We start from the raw sequence: 17375 nt of genomic DNA, 5'->3' as shown, positions 1-17375 counted from the left end.
CGATCACCATGGCGCTCGACGAACCTGACCTCGACGCGTTGGTCGTCGCGGCGACGGCGATCCTCGACGAGGCGGCCAAGCCGTTTCTCGCCGGGCATCGCGCACAGTCCGCAGTCCGCAAGCAGGGCAACGATTTCGCCACTGAGGTGGACCTGGCGATCGAACGCCAGGTGGTCGAGGCGTTGGAGTCCGCGACGGGTATCGGCGTCCATGGCGAGGAGTTCGGCGGCGCGCCCATCGACTCGGACATGGTGTGGGTGCTCGACCCCATCGATGGCACCTTCAACTATGCCGCCGGGTCACCGATGGCCGCCATCCTGCTGGGCCTGCTCTCGCGGGGAAAACCAGTGGCAGGCCTGACCTGGCTTCCGTTCACGGGTAACCGCTACACCGCGACGATCGGTGGACCGCTGCGGGACAATGGGAAACCGCTGCCCGCGCTGGTCTCCAGCCCCCTCGCCGATTCCATCGTCGGCATCCAGACCTTCAACATCGACTCCCGCGGCCGTTTCCCCGGCCGCTACCGCGTTGAGGTGCTGGGGAACCTGAGCCGGGAGTGCTCGCGGGTGCGCATGCACGGCGCGACCGGTGTCGACCTGGCCTACGTTGCGTCCGGTGTGTTGGCTGCGGCCATCAGTTTCGGGTACCACATCTGGGATCACGCCGCCGGTGTGGCGCTGGTGCGCGCCGCCGGGGGCATCGTCACCGACCTGGCCGGCGAACCGTGGACGCCGGAATCGAAATCGGCGCTGGCCGCGGCACCGGGTGTCCACGAGCGCATGCTCGAGATCGTGGCATCGGCGGGCGCCCCGGAGGACTACCTGTGAACCACCACGAGGGCCTGGCTGTGCGCGTCATCCCGTGCCTTGACGTCGACGACGGACGGGTGGTCAAGGGTGTCAACTTCGAGAACCTGCGCGATGCAGGCGATCCCGTCGAACTCGCCGCGGTCTATGACGCCGAGGGCGCCGACGAACTGACGTTCCTCGACGTCACCGCGTCCTCGTCGGGCCGGACCACCATGCTGGACGTGGTCCGTCGCACCGCCGAACAGGTCTTCATCCCGCTCACCGTCGGCGGGGGCGTGCGGTCGGTCGCCGATGTCGACGTCCTGCTGCGCGCGGGTGCGGACAAGGTGTCGGTCAACACCGCGGCCATCGCGCGCCCCGAACTGCTCGGCGAGCTGTCGCGACACTTCGGCTCGCAGTGCATCGTCCTGTCTGTTGATGCGCGGACGGTGCCAGACGGCGCCGAGCCGACACCGTCAGGCTGGGAGGTCACCACACACGGTGGTCGTCGCGGCACTGGCATCGACGCAGTCGAATGGGCCAGGCGTGGAGCCGAACTCGGTGTCGGCGAGATCCTGCTCAACTCGATGGACGCAGACGGGACCAAGGCGGGCTTCGATCTCAACATGCTGCGTGCGGTCAGGGCAGCGGTGACGGTGCCCGTGATCGCCAGCGGCGGCGCGGGCGCGGTCGAGCACTTCGCCCCAGCCGTTGACGCCGGCGCCGATGCGGTGTTGGCCGCCAGCGTGTTTCACTTCGGCGAGCTGACGATCGGTCAGGTCAAGGCGGCGATGGCCGAGGACGGGATCGTGGTCCGATGACCCGGCCCACCCGCGATTTCGGCGCGCTAACCGTCGCTGAGCGAACGAAATCGCGCCGAAATCGCATGAGGGGAGTGAGATGAGCCTGGATCCGGCGATCGCGGCGCGGCTCAAACGCGATGCCAACGGCCTGTTCGCCGCTGTCGCGCAGGAACGCTCCACCGGGCAGGTGCTCATGATGGCGTGGATGGACGACGAGGCTCTGGCCCGCACGCTCGAGACCCGCAAGGGCACGTACTACTCGCGCTCGCGCGGTCAGTACTGGGTGAAGGGTGAGACCTCCGGTCACACGCAGTACGTGCACTCGGTGCGCCTGGACTGCGACGGCGATACGGTGCTGCTCGAGGTCGATCAGATCGGCGCGGCCTGCCACACCGGTGAGCACACCTGCTTCGACGTAGATCTGCTGCTCGGTCCCGAGAGCTGACTATCGCGAGGTCCATTCGCCGCCATTGACCGCGAAGACCTGCCCGGTGATCTGCCGTGCCTGAGGTGAGGCCAGGAAGGCGACCGTGTTGGCGATGTCGTCAGGGACGCCGGCCCGCTTGGTCATGGTGGCGTTGATGAGCGCCACTTTCCTGTCGTCGGTGAGGGCGTCGCGGAAGAACTCGGTGTCAGCGATGTAACCGGGTGAGACGACGTTGGCGGTGATTCCGGTCGGGCCGACCGTGCGTGCCAGATCGACGTTCCACGAGGCGATCGCGGCCTTGGCCGCCCCGTAGGAGCCGGCGCCCTTGTCTGCGGCGATCGAGCCGATCGTGATGATCGCGCCGCCTTCGCGGATTGCCGGCAACAGCGCGGTGGTCGTCAGAACGGCCGAGATCACGTTGGACTCGAAGTTCGACCGCCACGCGGCGGCGACGTCGTCGAGTCCGGAGGGCGCCGCGAGGTCGAAATCAGTGTTCCCACCGGCGTTGTTGACCAGCACATCGATCTCGCCCAGCTCACAGGCGAACGCCTCGACGTCAGCGGGTCGCGAGGCGTCGAAATGATGTGCCAGGACGTCCCCGTCGATCTCGGCGACCGCCTGATCCAGGACACCACCGCGGCGGCCGGTGATGATCACGCGCGCACCGTCACCGGCGAAGCGGGCCGCGATCGCCCTGCCGATACCCGTCCCGCCGCCCGTCACCACGACTGTCTTCTGCATGAGCTGTCCTCCTGAGATATGGTTTAGACCTAAACGTACACCCGATCTGGGAGGTCTGTGATGGAGCTGGATCCTGATGACTCGGTGGACGCGATCGCGCTGGCGTGGCTGCGTGAGCGCCCGCAGACCCCAGTCGACTCGATTGGAATCGTCACCCGCCTATGGCACGCCGCCAAACTCCTGGGTGATGACCGGGCCCGACTCCTGCGTGAGGCTGGCGCCGACGCGGCGACGTTGGACCTACTGTCCACGCTGCGCCGTAGCGGGCCGCCGTATCGACTCACCACTCGAGAACTCGCCGACGCGGCACTCATCACTGCCGGTGCCATCACGCAGCGCGTTGATCGAGCCGAACGACAGGGTCTGGTGACGCGGTCAGCCCAGGGCGAGGGATCACGTCGCGTCGATGTCGAACTCACCGACCTCGGGCATGCCACCGTTGAACGACTCGTGGACGCCGTGCTGGAGCGAGAACTCGCCTTGCTGGGCGGGTTTCCCGCGGATCAGCGCGAACACCTCAGCGCGCTGCTGCGCCAACTCCTCAGTGCGCTGCACGACTCGCTGGGCGACCGCCGCCCGGGCCACGTGGGCGAACCGTAGGAGTCCCGTCACGCCGTCACCGCTGCCGCTGGGCGGAGCAACACGGCGCTGATCGCACCGCCGCAGAGTGCGACGGCGCCGCAGGCGATCAGGGCAGCGACCAGGCCGCCGGTCGTGCTGCCTCTCGCGTGGGCGGTCTGGCTGAGGGCGCCGCACAATGCGATGCCAATGGTCAGCCCGAGTTGGCGGGCGGCGTTGGCTGCCGCGGCGGCAGTTCCCGCCCGCGCAGGCGGCACCGACGCCGCGGCCACCGCAGGAAGGACGGGGGAGACGATGCCAGCACCAATGCCCGTCACCGCAAGCATGACGATCGCGGTCGTCCAGTCCGGCCACGCCAAAAGGGCGGCGCCGGTGAGACATGCCAGGCCCGTCAACAGCGTTCCCCCGCCGAGCACCCAGCTGCGGGGTGAGTCGTGCAGCCGAGCGCTGACCATCAGCGACACCAGGATGAAGGCAACGAGCTGGATGGTGAGGACTAGGGCGGCCCGCAGTGGGCTCATCGCCTGCTCGGTCTGCAGCCACTGAGCCAGCACCGGCAGTGCCGCGAAAGCAGCGAAGTAGTAGGAGAATCCGACGAGGAGAACGGCTGTGAACTCGCGAGTGGCGAACAGGCTCGGGGGTAGCGCCGGATGGACAGCGCGGCGTTGGGATGGGACGAACGAACACATCGATGCCAAGGCGACCACGCCGCCGCCGATGGTTCCTGGTGATATCCAACCGTTTTCACCGCCGTTGATGACGGCGTAGGTGACCCCGGCCATCGCCGTGGTGACGAGCGTTGTTCCCAGGACGTCCACGCGTACTCGGCGTGGGCGCTCCCGGGCCAACGAGATCGAACCGATCGCCACGGCGAGCGCGCACACCGGCAACGCTCCGAGAAACAGCCAGCGCCACGAGACGAATTGAGTGACGGCGCCGCCCGCAATGGTCCCGACGGTGCTGCCTGCACCGGCGACCGCACCCCACACTGCGAACGCAACACCGCGGGTTCGCCCCTGGTAACACTGCGTCAGCAGGGGCACGGCGGTGGCGAAAATGGCCGCGCCACCGACGCCTTGAGCCGCGCGCGCCACAACGAGAATGCCGCCTGACGTTGCCACCGCACACGCCACCGAGGCTGCACCGAACGCGGCAAGGCCGGTCAGGAAGAGACGCCGGTGACCGAGGCGGTCTCCAAGGGTCCCCATGGCCAACCCGAGGGCCGCCAACCCGAGGGTGTAGACGTCGATGATCCACTGGGATACCGCGAATCCGGCGCCGAGGTCGTCAGCGATGGTTGAGGCGCTGACCGTCACGATGGTGGTGTAGGCGAGCAACACGAATGTCGCCAGACAACAGGCCAGCAGCGGGCGCCAATCGGTGGGCGCGCTAGTGGCGATGCGCTGAGCACCAAAGGATTCGTGGGGGTTCGACGGCATGACGTCACGGTGATGTAATGACCTTGTGCGTGTAAACCCTTACATCGAGCCACTGCTGCAGACCGTGACCGATTTGCTCAATCGGCCCGCGTCGACGCCGGCCGACCTGGAGGACCGTTGGACCTCACGGGGCATGCCTGCGCAACGTCACGCCACCGCCGACGACCTACGAAGGGTGCGCGAGTTCATACAGGAGTGGGAGGGCGTAGTAGACGCCGGCACCGAACACGAGCGAGTCAGGGTGCTCAACCATCTGCTGGATCGCTTCACCGCGAGCCCGTCCATCACCGACCACGACGGCAGCGGCTGGCACCTGCACTACCGCGACCCGGACGCGGGTTTCGCGGCGACCCTCGCCGGTGCCACCACCGCTGCCGCCGCCCAATACCTCACTGATCGGGGGATGCATCGCATCCGCCGGTGCGCGCGAACTGACTGCGCCAACGCCCTGGTCGACTTCAGTCGGCCAGGCACACAGAGGTACTGCAGCCACAGCTGCGCCAACCGCGACGCCGTCCGTCGACACCGCGCCGCGTCGTCGCGCTGACCCGACAGCTGGCCCCGGCCGTCAGACGCCGAAGCGGCTGGCCTTGGCGCGTGCCGTCCACCTGCCGTCGGAGAAGCCGACCTGCACCGGGTGAGCGAACGCCGCGCTGACGTTGTCGGTGGTGACGACGTCGTGGGCGGCCCCCGCCGCCACCGTGCGACCCTCGGCGATCAACAAGGCGTGCGTCGTTGTGGTCGGCAGCTCCTCGAGGTGATGGGTGACCAGGATGGACGCCACGTCGGGGTGCGTCTGATCCAGCGAGTCCATCGTCTCCAGAAGCTGTTCGCGGGCAGCGACATCGAGCCCGGTGGTCGGCTCATCGAGTAGCAGCAGCCGAGGCTCCGAGATCAGTGCACGGGCGATCAGTGTTCGTCCCCGTTCGCCCTGGGACAGGGTCGGCCATCGGTCATCGGCCTTGTGCGCCAGGCCGACTGAGGCGAGCATCGCGTCGGCGCGGTCGAGTTCGTCGGGGCTGGGCGTCCATCGCAGCGGCAGGTCGATCGTCGCTGTGATGCCGGTCAGCGCGACCTCGCGGATCGTCAGCGAGGACTGCAGCCGATGACGCGGATTCACGTGCCCGATGGAGTGCCGCAGCTGGGCCAACTCCACGCGGCCCATCTGCTCGCCCAGTACCCGCACCGCGCCCGACGTGGGAAACATCACGGCCGCACAGAATCCCAGCAGCGTGCTCTTGCCCGCGCCGTTGGGGCCGAGCAGCGCCCAATGCTCGCCGGCACCCACGGTGAGTGAGATGCCACCGATGATCTGCTTGCCGTCGCGGCGGAATGTGACATCGGTCAGCTCGAGAACCGCGTTCACGAAAAGCCCTCCTTCAGCTTGGTCAGATGAGTTCTGCTCGACGCCGCTGCGGCAGTGGGATTGCGGGCGATGATTGCGTCGGCCAGCTGCTGATGCAGGTTGTGGTCGCACGGCTCCGACTCGATCGGTCGAATCTTGAGCATGTCGATCATCGCCAGCCGCAGTCGCGGCAGGAACGCGTCGAACAATTGGATCAGCACATCGTTGTGGGCCGCGGAGATCACGGCGCGGTGAAACGCCATATCGGCGTCCACGTGGTCGGGCACCGACTGGCCCAGCGCGCCGCGGGCGGCCAGGGTGCGACGAATCGCGCGCAGATCGGCGGGGGTCCGCCGGGTGGCCGCCAGCGCGGCGGCCTCGGCCTCGATCGCGATACGGGCCTCGATCACTGCGGCGATGGTCGATCGCCGCAGCACGGTGTCCCAGTCCTCGGCGGCATCCAGCGCGGTGACGAAAACCCCGGCGCCCTGCCGGCTGTCGAGAACGCCTCTGCCTGCGAGCTCGCGGATGGCCTCGCGCAGGGTGGAGCGCCCGACGCCGAGTTGGGCCGCCAGCGTGGTCTCGCCGGGGAGCCGATGGCCCAGCGGCCATTCCCCATCACGGATGCGGGCCAGAAGCAGCTGTGCCGTCTGCGCTGCCAGCGGATGGCGCTGAACCTGGACGATCATGCCAACCACTCTACTTGTCTGAGGAGTTGTGTATAGTTCGGTCATCATGACGCGCTTCCTCCTGCTTAGTCGCCGCAGCAGGGCCTGACCGACCGGCCCCTGCTGTGGGGCATCGTTGCGCCGGTCGAAATCAGGCAAGAGCAGACCAGAAAGCGCACACCATGAGCATCAACGCATTTCCCACCATCGACACCCCCACGGGCGAGGCCCCCGGCCCGGCGTGGAACCGGCAGCGACACTCCCAGATGCCCTCGCATCGCTACGCCAGCATCTATGACCGAGTGGATGTGCCACTCGCCGAACGACATTGGCCCACTTCGCGAATCACCGAGGCGCCCCTGTGGGTTCCGGTCGACCTGCGCGACGGCAACCAGGCACTGGCCGAACCCATGGACCCGGCCCGCAAGCGGCGGTTCTTCGAACTGCTCGTCGCCATGGGTTACAAGGAGATCGAGGTGGGTTACCCATCCGCGTCGCAGACCGACTTCGACTTCGTCCGGCTGCTGGCAGAAACCGATATCGCCCCACCGGACGTCGCCATCGTCGTGTTCACCCCGGCCCGCCGTGACCTCATCGAGCGCACCGTGGCCGCGGTGCGGGGGATCGGCAACGAGGTGGTCATCCACATGTACGCGGCAACCGCGCCGGTATGGCGAAACACCGTGCTCGGCAAGGACCGTGCGGGATTGCGCGAGCTGATTCTGTCCGGTGGACGCGATGTCCTGGAGTTCGCCGGTGACTTGCCCAACGTCCGGTTCGAGTTCTCTCCGGAGGTCTTCAACCTCACCGAACCCGATTACGTGCTGGAGCTGTGTGATGCCATGACGGGTCTCTGGCAGGCCACCGCCGAGCGCCCGGTGATCCTGAACCTGCCGGCCACGGTCGAGGTCGCCACCCCGAACGTGTACGCCGACCAGATCGAGTACATGCACCGCAATCTGGCTGATCGCGACAGCGTGATCCTGTCGGTGCACCCACACAACGACCGCGGCACCGGCATCGCCTGCGCCGAACTGGCGCTGCTCGCCGGTGCCCAACGCGTCGAGGGCTGCGTCTTCGGCAACGGCGAACGCACCGGCAACGTCGACATCGCCACCTTGGCGCTCAACCTGCACGCCCAGGGCGTCGACCCGATGATCGACTTCTCCGATATCGACGAGATCGCCCGCACCGTCGCGCACTGCACCCGCATGCCGATCCACGAACGGCACCCCTACGTCGGTGATCTGGTGCACACGGCCTTCTCCGGGACCCACCAGGATGCCATCAAGAAGGGTTTGGCCGAGCACCGCGCCCGCGCCGCCGAGTCGGGACGATCCGAGAGTGAAATCGATTGGCAGGTGCCCTATTTGCCGATCGACCCGGCCGATATCGGACGCACCTACGATGCCGTGATTCGGGTGAACTCGCAGTCCGGTAAGGGAGGTGTCGCGTATCTGCTGTCCACCGGCTACGGCCTGGACCTGCCGCGCCGGCTCCAGATCGACTTTGCCCGCCACGTTCAGGCGCACGCCGACGACACCGGCGAGGAGATCACCGCAGCCGAGTTGTTCGACATCTTCGAGGCGACCTACCTCGACGCCCACGGGCCGGTGGAGCTGAAGGACTGGCACACCGGCAGTGATACGGACACCGAGATCACCCTGTGTGTCGACGGCCGCACCACTCGCAGCGCACACCGAGGTATCGGCCCGGTGGACGCGTTGACCCGGGCGCTGGCCGATATCGGGCGGCCCGTGGAGATACTCGGGTTGACCCAGCAGTCCATCGGCAGCACCGCGGTCAGCTACCTGGAGTACCGAATCGGCGGTGTCACCGGTTGGGCGTGCGGGCGCAGCGACTCGGTGCCGGAAGCATCGATGGCGGCGGTGATCCGCGCCGTCAACGCGCCTTGAGAACCTCCAGCGCCTTGTCGGCGTGGCTGTCCATGCTGAGTTCGCTCGCGATGACGTCGAGGACGGTGCGATCGGTGTCGATGACGAATGTGGTGCGCTTGACCGGCATCAGCTTGCCGAGCAGCCCGCGCTTGACGCCGAACTGCGTGGCCACCACGCCATCGGAGTCCGACAGCAGCGGGTAGTCGAAGTTCTGCTGCTCGGCGAACTTGGCCTGCTTGGCCACGGCATCCGTGCTGATCCCGACCCGGCTGGCACCCGCCGCGGCGAATTCGCCGGCGAGGTCCCGGAAGTGACACGCCTCCTTGGTGCAGCCCGGTGTCATGGCCGCTGGATAGAAGAACAGCACCACTGGTCCGTCGGCCAGCAGGCTGGTCAGACTGCGCACCGTGCCCGTCTGGTCGGGCAGTTCGAACTCGTCGACGCGGTCGCCACGTTTCATGGCAGTCACGCTACGCCCAGCTGATTTTGGGATGGGTGCGCCCGGTCTGGGAGGATTGGCCCGTGCAACCTCGTCCTCCGGTCGATTCGCTCCACCCCGCCGGACCCCGTTCCGACCTCGCCGTGACCACGTCGCGTGAGGACTTCCGGGCGCTGGCCGCCGGGCACCGAGTCGTGCCTGTGACGCGCAAGGTACTGGCCGACAGCGAGACGCCGCTGTCGGCGTACCGCAAGCTCGCCGCCAACCGCCCCGGAACGTTCCTCCTGGAGTCCGCGGAGAACGGTCGGTCGTGGTCGCGCTGGTCGTTCATCGGTGCGGGGGCACCGTCGGCGTTGACGATCCGCGACGGCGAGGCGATCTGGTTGGGTGTGACACCCCGCGACGCCCCGAGCGGTGGCGATCCGTTGCAGGCGCTGCGCGCCACGCTGGATCTGCTCGAGACCGCCGCACTGCCGGGCCTGCCGCCGTTGTCGAGCGGTCTCGTCGGTTTCTTCGCCTACGACTTCGTGCGGCGCCTCGAGCGCCTGCCCGAACTGGCCGTTGACGACTTGAAGCTGCCCGACATGCTTCTGCTGCTGGCCACCGACATCGCGGCCGTCGACCACCACGAGGGCACCATCACGCTCATCGCGAACGCGGTGAACTGGAACGGCACCGATGAGCGCGTCGACTGGGCATATGACGACGCGGTGGCGCGCCTCGACATCATGACCGCGGCGCTGGCGGAGCCGATCCGCTCCACCGTGGCGACATTCAGCAGGCCCGAACCGGAGCCCCGCGCCCAGCGCACCGTGGCCGAGTACACGGCGATCGTCGACAAGCTGGTGGGCGATATCGAAGCCGGTGAGGCATTCCAGGTGGTGCCGTCGCAGCGCTTCGAGCTGGACACCGCCGCCGACCCCCTTGACGTGTACCGGATGCTGCGGGTGTCCAACCCGAGCCCCTACATGTACCTGCTCAACGTGCCCAACGCTGCTGGTGAACTGGACTTCTCGGTGGTCGGCTCCAGCCCGGAGGCGCTGGTGACAGTGATCGACGGCAAGGCGACGACGCATCCGATCGCCGGTACCCGGTGGCGGGGCGCCGACGAGGAGGAGGACGTGCTCCTCGAGAAGGACCTGCTCAACGACGAGAAGGAGCGCGCCGAGCACCTCATGCTGGTGGATCTCGGCCGCAACGACCTCGGGCGCGTATGCGTGCCCGGAACGGTCCGGGTGGAGGACTACAGCCACATCGAGCGCTACAGCCACGTCATGCACCTGGTGTCGACCGTGACCGGATCTCTTGCAGCCGACAAGACCGCGCTGGACGCCGTCACGGCCTGCTTCCCGGCGGGCACGCTGTCGGGTGCGCCGAAGGTTCGGGCCATGGAGCTCATCGAAGAGGTCGAGAAGACCCGCCGCGGCCTCTATGGCGGGGTGCTCGGATATCTGGACTTCGCGGGTAACGCCGACTTCGCGATCGCCATCCGGACGGCCTTGATGCGCAATGGCACTGCTTATGTCCAGGCGGGCGGGGGAGTCGTGGCCGATTCCAACGGCCCCTACGAGTACAACGAGGCAGCCAATAAGGCGCGCGCGGTGCTCAATGCCATCGCCGCGGCGGGAACGCTGACCGAGCCATGACCCGAATCGCGCAACTGCTGCTGGTGCTCGCCGCGGCGGCCCTGTGGGTGGCGTCGCGGATGACCTGGGTGGTTCTCGAGTCCGCGGACGGACTGGGGCCGCAGCGCACGACAGCGGTATCGGGGGCGACGTGGGCGGCGGCGCTGGTGCCGGTCGCGGCGCTGCTGGTGGCGGCGGCTCTGGCGCCGCTGGCCGTTCGGGGATGGGCACTACGCGTCGTGGCGCTGCTCGTCGCCGTGGTCAGCGCCGGAGTCGCGTACATGGGCCTATCGCTGTGGGTGGAGGCCGACGTCGCCGGATACGCCGCCACGGCGGCGGATGTGCCGATCGTCTACCTGGTCGGAAGTGAGCGCCACGTCTGGGGTGGGGTGCTTACCCTGGTTGCTGCGGTGGGCACACTGCTCGCGGCCGTGTTGCTGCTGCGCGCGGCCGTGCGGGCGGGTGCGACGCCGTCGAAGTACGCCGCGCCCGCGGCCAGACGCGAGGCGGCGTCGAAGGAGAGTTCTGTTGACGGGACGACGGGGGATGGGATGTCGGAACGAATGATCTGGGATGCACTTGACGAGGGGCGCGACCCGACGACCGAGCCCACTGAGGGTCGGTGACGTCACATGCCAAGGTGGCGGTTAGGCTTCGACACAGAACCAAATCCGGCGGCACCCGGGTGCCCTGGTAACTCTCGGAAGGACATCGGCTCATGAGTTCGGCCAATGTGCTCGACTCCATCATCGAGGGAGTGCGCGCCGACGTCGCTGCCCGCGAGGCCGAACTGAGCCTGGCCGAAGTCAAGGCGAAGGCCAAGGACACCGCCCCCGCCCGTGACGTCCTGGCCGCGTTCCGCGAGCCCGGTATCGGCGTCATCGCCGAGGTGAAGCGGGCCAGTCCGTCTCGCGGCGCATTGGCGTCCATCTCCGACCCCGCCGAGCTCGCCCGCGCCTATGAGTCCGGCGGCGCGCGGGTGATCAGCGTGCTGACCGAACAGCGCCGGTTCAACGGCTCGCTCGACGACCTCGACGCGGTACGGGCGGCGGTGTCGATTCCGTTGCTGCGCAAGGACTTCATCATCGGGCCGTACCAGATCCATGAGGCGCGTGCGCATGGCGCGGACATGGTGCTGCTGATCGTCGCTGCGCTGGAGCAGTCGGTTCTGGTGTCGATGATCGATCGCACGGAGTCGCTGGGTATGACGCCTCTCGTGGAGGTTCACACCGAGGAGGAGGCCGACCGCGCACTGCAGGCAGGTGCCCGCGTGATCGGCGTCAATGCAAGAAATCTCAAGACCCTCGAGGTCGACCGGGACTGCTTTGCACGGATCGCACCCGGGCTTCCGTCGAACGTGATCCGAGTCGCCGAGTCCGGCGTCCGCGGTACCGCGGATCTGTTGGCCTACGCCGGAGCGGGCGCCGATGCCGTCCTCGTCGGTGAGGGCCTGGTGACCAGCGGCGATCCGCGCAGTGCTGTCGCGGACCTCGTCACCGCCGGTACCCACCCGTCCTGCCCCAAACCCGCCCGCTGACGCCGACGCTGGCGATGTACGGCTTGCGTGAAGAGCGGAACGAGGCGATGAGCCGCGTGCGCGAAGAGAAGAGAACATGGCTGATCTAGCCGGTCCCAAGCTGCCGCGATCCAGTGCAGCCGTGGCCGAACCCACTGTCCACGACCCCGATCAGCGGGGTCATTTCGGCGCGTACGGCGGACGGTTGGTCGCCGAAGCCTTGATGGCGGTGATCGAGGAGGTCACCGCCGCGTATGAGAAGGCGCGGACCGATCAGACGTTCCTCGACGAGTTGGACCGCCTGCAGTGCCACTACACCGGACGGCCCTCGCCGCTGTATGAGGCCACCCGGCTCAGTGAGCACGCAGGCGGAGCCCGGCTGTTCCTGAAGCGAGAAGACCTCAACCACACCGGATCTCACAAGATCAACAACGTGCTGGGTCAGGCGCTGCTGGCCAAGCAGATGGGCAAGACGCGCGTCATCGCCGAGACCGGCGCCGGGCAGCACGGCGTGGCGACCGCGACGGCGTGTGCGCTGCTCGGGCTGGACTGTGTGGTCTACATGGGTGCGGTCGACACCGCGCGCCAGGCCCTTAACGTGGCCCGGATGCGGCTGCTCGGTGCCCGCGTGGTCTCCGTCGAGTCGGGGTCCAAGACCCTCAAGGACGCCATCAACGAGGCGTTCCGTGACTGGGTGACCAACGCTGACGCCACCTACTACTGCTTCGGAACCGCGGCCGGACCGCACCCGTTCCCGACGATGGTCCGCGACTTTCAACGCGTCATCGGTCTGGAGGCCCGTGCGCAGATCCAGCATCAGGCCGGCCGTCTACCAGACGCGGTGACCGCCTGTGTTGGTGGCGGATCGAACGCGATTGGCATCTTCCACGCGTTCATCGACGATCCCGGGGTTCGACTTGTCGGCTACGAGGCGGCCGGTGATGGCGTCGAGACAGGCAGGCACGCGGCCACGTTCACCGGAGGCTCGCCCGGGGCGTTCCAGGGTTCGTTCTCCTACCTGCTTCAGGACGAAGACGGTCAGACCATCGAATCGCATTCGATCTCAGCGGGTTTGGACTATCCCGGGGTTGGTCCCGAGCACGCATACCTCAAGGACATCGGCCGCGCCGAGTACGAGCCGATCACCGACACCGAGGCGATGGACGCGTTCGCGCTGTTGTGTCGCACCGAGGGAATCATCCCGGCGATCGAGTCCGCGCACGCGGTGGCGGGGGCGTTGAAGCTCGGTGTCGAACTCGGCCCCGGCGCGATTGTTCTGGTCAACCTCTCGGGTCGTGGCGACAAGGACGTCGAGACTGCGGCGAGTTGGTTCGGACTTCTCGACGAACAGGATGAGACCGAATGACAACGAGTCGGCTGTCCGGCCTGTTCTCGTCATGCCGGGCGGAGAACCGCTCGGCACTCATCGGGTACCTGCCGACGGGGTATCCCGATGTCGCGACGTCGATCGACGCGATGGTGGCGATGACCCAGGCGGGTTGCGACATCGTCGAGGTCGGAGTCGCCTACTCCGATCCCGGAATGGACGGCCCGACCATCGCGGCGGCCACCGAGGCCGCGCTGCGCGGCGGGGTACGGGTCCGTGACGCACTCAAGGCCGTCGAGGCGATCAGCAACGCCGGTGGCAGTGCGGTCGTGATGACGTACTGGAACCCGGTGCTCAAGTGGGGCGTCGACGCCTTCGCGCGCGACCTGGCCTCGGCCGGTGGCCTCGGCCTCATCACGCCGGACCTGATTCCCGACGAGGCCGAAGCGTGGATTCGGGCCTCCGACGAGCACAACCTGGACCGCATCTTCCTGGTGGCGCCGTCCTCCACGCCGGAGCGGTTGGCCGCGACGGTGGACGCGTCACGCGGATTCGTCTACGCGGCATCGACGATGGGCGTGACCGGTGCACGTGACGCCGTCTCGAATGCCGCACCGGAGTTGGTGAGCCGCGTCAAGGCCATCTCGGACATTCCGGTCGGTGTCGGGTTGGGCGTGCGCTCGCGCGCGCAGGCCGCTGAGATCGGCGCCTACGCCGACGGCGTCATCGTCGGGTCGGCGCTGGTGTCCGCCCTCGAGGAGGGTCTCCCCACGCTGAGGGCATTGACAGAAGAACTGGCCGACGGAGTGCGACAGAGGATTACAGCGTGACCGCAACGGTACTGGCGTATCTTCCCAGCCCAGCCCAGGGCGTGTGGCATCTCGGCCCGGTACCGATTCGCGCGTACGCGCTCTGCATCCTGGTCGGCATCGTCGCAGCCCTGATCATCGGGGACCGGCGCTGGGTGGCTCGCGGTGGCGAGCAGGGCGTCATCTATGACATCGCGCTGTGGGCGGTGCCGTTCGGCCTGCTCGGCGGCCGGCTGTACCACGTCATCACCGACTGGACGACCTACTTCGGCGCCGACGGTAAGGGTTTCGGTGCGGCACTGCGCATCTGGGACGGCGGCCTCGGTATCTGGGGTGCGGTCGCCCTCGGAGGTATTGGCGCATGGATCGCGTGCCGAAGGCGGGGAATCCCGTTGCCTGCCTTCGGAGACGCCATCGCGCCGGGCATCGTGCTCGCGCAGGCGGTCGGACGGCTGGGTAACTACTTCAATCAGGAACTCTTCGGCCAGGCCACGACCGTGCCGTGGGGCCTGGAGATCTACGAGCGTCGCAACGCCGCCGGTGCGCTCGACTCGCTCAACGGGGTGTCGACGGGCCGGCTGATCGAGGTCGTTCATCCGACGTTCCTCTATGAACTGCTCTGGAACTTGCTGGTCTTCGCGGTGCTGATCTGGGTGGATCGGCGCTTCAAGATCGGCCATGGCAGGTTGTTCGCGCTCTACGTCGCGGGTTACTGCATGGGCCGGTTCTGGATCGAACTGATGCGCAGCGACTACGCGACGACGATCGCCGAGACCGGGATCCGAGTCAACACGTTCACGTCGACGTTCGTCTTCATTGGCGCGGTGGTTTACATCATGCTCGCGCCCAAGGGTCGCGAGGATCCCGCGACGCTCAAGGGCCACGACTACGACGAATCGCTTCTCGACGAGGTGGGCGAGGAACTCGTAGCCGTCGCCGCGACCAGCGGCATCGTCGCTGCGGCCAAGGTGGCCGGTGCCGAGGACGAGGCCGCCGAGCACGAGTCGGAAGCCGAGGAGCTCGACGCCGAGTCGCTCGAACCTGATGTCGCTCTGGATGCCGATGAGGACGTTGCCGAGGACGTTGCCGAGGAGGATGAGGTCGAGGAGGGCGAGGCAGCCGACGAAGCCGAACCCGCCGAGTCCGAGGCTGAGTCCGATGACGAATCCGAGGCGTCCGCCGTTGCCCTTGAGGGCACCGAGGTAGCGGAAGCGCTCGAGGCTGAGGTTGAACCCGAGGCAGAGCCCGCGCCCGAGGCCGAGCCTGAGTCTGAATCCGACGCTGAGGCTGAACCCGAGTCGGACGAGTCCGCCGAGGAGCCTGGGCCCGAGCAGGGTCTGGGTTCGGTGGATGCGGATGAGGTTGTCGCGGCTGAGGGTGACGCTGCCGAGGTGCATGAGGCTGCTGTCGAGGGTGAGCAGGAGGCGGAGTCGCTGGCCGAGGACGTCGCTGCTGAGTCTGCCGCCGACGAGTCTGCCGCCGACGAGTCTGCCGCCGAGGAGACCGAAGCCGACGCCGAGTCCGACGAAGCTGCCGCCGAGGAGACCGACGGCGAGACAGAGGCCGACACCGACACCGAGACCGACACCGAGACCGAGACCGACGAAGCTGCCGAGGAGCCTGAGCCCGAGGAGGGTCTGGGTTCGGTGGATGCGGATGAGGTTGTCGCGGCTGAGGGTGACGCTGTCGAGGTGCATGAGGCTGCTGTCGAGGGTGAGCAGGAGGCGGAGTCGCTGGCCGAGGACGTCGCTGCTGAGTCTGCTGAGGCTGACACCGAGTCCGCCGAGGAGACCGACGGCGAGACCGAGTCCGACGAGTCCGACGAAGCTGCCGAGGAGCCTGCGCCCGAGGAGGGTCTGGGTTCGGTGGATGCGGATGAGGTTGTCGCGGCTGAGGGTGACGCTGCAGAGGTGCATGAGGCTGCTGTCGAGGGTGAGCAGGACGCGGAGTCGCTCGCCGAGGAAGTGGCAGATGACGCCACCGACGCGCCTGCCGTCGACACCGCTACGCCTGCGGTCGAGGCCGAAGAACCGCGTCGCCGGTGGTGGCGCCGCAGGGGATAACGCCTGCGGTCGTACTGACCCAGCCTTGGTTCTGGCATGCTGAATGCCATGACCGAACCGCAGTCCGGCGGCCGGGAGGACTGGACCGCGTCGTCCATGCCGCCGCCCCCTCCGCCCCAGGGCTATCCGCCTCAGGGGTACCCGACGCAGTACCCGCCGCCCCCCGGCGCGTACTACGACCCGACGGCGCCCTACGGCAGACATCCAATGACTGGCGAGCCGTTCTCGGAGAAGTCGAAGATCGTCGCGGGGCTTCTGCAGCTGCTCGGCTTACTCGGGCTGGTTGGGATAGGCCGCATGTACCTCGGGCAGGTGGGCCTCGGCATCCTGCAGCTAGTCGTTGGCCTCGTCACGTGCGGTATCGGCGCATTCATCTGGGGCATCGTCGATGCCGTGTTGATCCTGACCGACAAGGTCCGTGACCCACAGGGGCGTCCGCTCCGCGATGGCACCTAGCGTTACTGCCAACCCGGGACGGGTCGCTTCCGCGCTGGGCGCCGGCGCGCTGCTCGCGGGCGGGCTGACCTACATCGGTCTGGCCGACCCGCACCGACCCGGATTCCTGTTCCCCCTGTGTCCCTTCTACGCGCTGACCGGGTGGTACTGCCCGGGCTGTGGCGGCATCCGCATGACCCACGACCTGCTCACCGGCGACATTGCCGCGGCGGTGACGGACAACGTCTTCGCGCTTGTCGGCATCCCGGTGCTGATCCTCTGGCTGGTGGTGCGGTGGCGGCTGGGACGACGGCTGATGCCGCGATCGGCGGTGGTGACGCTGGTCGGTGCTGTGGTCGTGTGGACGGTCGTGCGGAACTGGCCGGGTTTCCCGCTGGTGCCGACCTTCGTCGGAGGGTGACCCCGCAGCCCCGCTGATATAATCGGCCTTCGGGCCGGTGAAGTCCCGGAAA

General features: G+C 67.7%; 19 protein-coding genes. 14 read left to right on the top strand and 5 right to left on the bottom strand.

Annotated elements, in window-relative coordinates:
• Positions 1-8 precede the first annotated feature (8 nt).
• The 3 genes from ACZY0X_RS25015 (at position 9) to hisI (ending at position 2036) form a co-directional block, all read left to right on the top strand.
• Complete coding sequence (locus ACZY0X_RS25015) at positions 9-827, top strand: inositol monophosphatase family protein (RefSeq protein ID WP_463774266.1); 819 nt, start codon at positions 9-11, stop codon at positions 825-827.
• On the top strand, positions 824-1609 hold the full coding sequence (gene hisF, locus ACZY0X_RS25010) for an imidazole glycerol phosphate synthase subunit HisF (RefSeq protein ID WP_463774264.1): 786 nt from the start codon (positions 824-826) through the stop codon (positions 1607-1609). The genes ACZY0X_RS25015 and hisF overlap by 4 nt, the downstream gene beginning before the upstream one ends.
• Positions 1610-1688: 79 nt before the next feature.
• A complete protein-coding gene (gene hisI / locus ACZY0X_RS25005; RefSeq protein WP_463774263.1) occupies positions 1689-2036 on the top strand; it encodes a phosphoribosyl-AMP cyclohydrolase in 348 nt (115 codons plus the stop codon).
• Here the strand turns inward: hisI and ACZY0X_RS25000 are convergent, their stop codons facing one another.
• On the bottom strand, positions 2037-2759 hold the full coding sequence (locus tag ACZY0X_RS25000; protein ID WP_463774262.1) for an SDR family NAD(P)-dependent oxidoreductase: 723 nt from the start codon (positions 2757-2759) through the stop codon (positions 2037-2039).
• A gap of 60 nt (positions 2760-2819) precedes the next feature.
• Between ACZY0X_RS25000 and ACZY0X_RS24995 the strand changes: the two genes are divergently transcribed.
• Positions 2820-3359 carry a MarR family winged helix-turn-helix transcriptional regulator gene (locus ACZY0X_RS24995; RefSeq protein WP_463774260.1) on the top strand — a complete coding sequence of 180 codons (540 nt, stop codon included), beginning with the start codon at positions 2820-2822 and terminating at the stop codon, positions 3357-3359.
• Positions 3360-3367: 8 nt separating this feature from the next.
• On the opposite strand, the gene ACZY0X_RS24990 is transcribed toward ACZY0X_RS24995, so the two are convergent.
• Entirely contained in the window at positions 3368-4777 is a 1410-nt protein-coding gene (locus ACZY0X_RS24990) for an MFS transporter (RefSeq protein ID WP_463774258.1), read from the bottom strand.
• A 25-nt stretch (positions 4778-4802) separates the two neighbouring features.
• Between ACZY0X_RS24990 and ACZY0X_RS24985 the strand changes: the two genes are divergently transcribed.
• Complete coding sequence (locus ACZY0X_RS24985; protein ID WP_463774256.1) at positions 4803-5324, top strand: CGNR zinc finger domain-containing protein; 522 nt, start codon at positions 4803-4805, stop codon at positions 5322-5324.
• Positions 5325-5345: 21 nt separating this feature from the next.
• Here the strand turns inward: ACZY0X_RS24985 and ACZY0X_RS24980 are convergent, their stop codons facing one another.
• Positions 5346-6143: an ABC transporter ATP-binding protein gene (locus tag ACZY0X_RS24980; RefSeq protein ID WP_463774254.1), complete on the bottom strand. Its 798-nt coding sequence runs from the start codon at positions 6141-6143 to the stop codon at positions 5346-5348.
• Complete coding sequence (locus ACZY0X_RS24975; RefSeq protein ID WP_463774253.1) at positions 6140-6811, bottom strand: FadR/GntR family transcriptional regulator; 672 nt, start codon at positions 6809-6811, stop codon at positions 6140-6142. Before ACZY0X_RS24975 ends, ACZY0X_RS24980 begins: the two co-directional genes overlap by 4 nt.
• A 161-nt stretch (positions 6812-6972) precedes the next feature.
• Between ACZY0X_RS24975 and ACZY0X_RS24970 the strand changes: the two genes are divergently transcribed.
• Complete coding sequence (locus ACZY0X_RS24970) at positions 6973-8706, top strand: 2-isopropylmalate synthase (RefSeq protein ID WP_463774252.1); 1734 nt, start codon at positions 6973-6975, stop codon at positions 8704-8706.
• Here ACZY0X_RS24970 and ACZY0X_RS24965 read toward each other — a convergent pair.
• Complete coding sequence (locus ACZY0X_RS24965; protein WP_463774250.1) at positions 8693-9148, bottom strand: peroxiredoxin; 456 nt, start codon at positions 9146-9148, stop codon at positions 8693-8695. The genes ACZY0X_RS24970 and ACZY0X_RS24965 overlap by 14 nt on opposite strands.
• Before the next feature lie 62 nt (positions 9149-9210).
• Here ACZY0X_RS24965 and ACZY0X_RS24960 point away from each other — a divergent pair, with 62 nt between their 5' ends.
• From ACZY0X_RS24960 to ACZY0X_RS24925, 8 genes are all read left to right on the top strand, one after another.
• Complete coding sequence (locus ACZY0X_RS24960) at positions 9211-10773, top strand: anthranilate synthase component I (protein WP_463774249.1); 1563 nt, start codon at positions 9211-9213, stop codon at positions 10771-10773.
• Positions 10770-11378 (top strand): TIGR02234 family membrane protein, encoded by a 609-nt coding sequence (locus ACZY0X_RS24955; protein ID WP_463774247.1) that lies wholly within the window; start codon positions 10770-10772, stop codon positions 11376-11378. Before ACZY0X_RS24960 ends, ACZY0X_RS24955 begins: the two co-directional genes overlap by 4 nt.
• 92 nt (positions 11379-11470) lie before the next feature.
• The gene (trpC, locus tag ACZY0X_RS24950) at positions 11471-12289 is read left to right on the top strand and encodes an indole-3-glycerol phosphate synthase TrpC (RefSeq protein ID WP_463774246.1); all 819 of its coding nucleotides are present in this window, start codon (positions 11471-11473) and stop codon (positions 12287-12289) included.
• A 76-nt stretch (positions 12290-12365) separates the two neighbouring features.
• Complete coding sequence (trpB, locus tag ACZY0X_RS24945; protein WP_463774244.1) at positions 12366-13634, top strand: tryptophan synthase subunit beta; 1269 nt, start codon at positions 12366-12368, stop codon at positions 13632-13634.
• Positions 13631-14425 carry a tryptophan synthase subunit alpha gene (trpA, locus tag ACZY0X_RS24940; protein WP_463774243.1) on the top strand — a complete coding sequence of 265 codons (795 nt, stop codon included), beginning with the start codon at positions 13631-13633 and terminating at the stop codon, positions 14423-14425. Before trpB ends, trpA begins: the two co-directional genes overlap by 4 nt.
• Complete coding sequence (lgt, locus tag ACZY0X_RS24935; protein ID WP_463774242.1) at positions 14422-16467, top strand: prolipoprotein diacylglyceryl transferase; 2046 nt, start codon at positions 14422-14424, stop codon at positions 16465-16467. The genes trpA and lgt overlap by 4 nt, the downstream gene beginning before the upstream one ends.
• Positions 16468-16515: 48 nt before the next feature.
• On the top strand, positions 16516-16923 hold the full coding sequence (locus ACZY0X_RS24930) for an NINE protein (protein ID WP_371747037.1): 408 nt from the start codon (positions 16516-16518) through the stop codon (positions 16921-16923).
• Positions 16913-17323: a DUF2752 domain-containing protein gene (locus tag ACZY0X_RS24925; RefSeq protein ID WP_463774240.1), complete on the top strand. Its 411-nt coding sequence runs from the start codon at positions 16913-16915 to the stop codon at positions 17321-17323. The genes ACZY0X_RS24930 and ACZY0X_RS24925 overlap by 11 nt, the downstream gene beginning before the upstream one ends.
• The last annotated feature ends 52 nt before the right edge of the window (positions 17324-17375 follow it).

Source organism: Mycobacterium sp. IDUB_39 (assembly GCF_055419205.1).
Note: the sequence above shows the minus strand (reverse complement) of the source record. Positions and strands in the feature narration are given on the sequence as shown.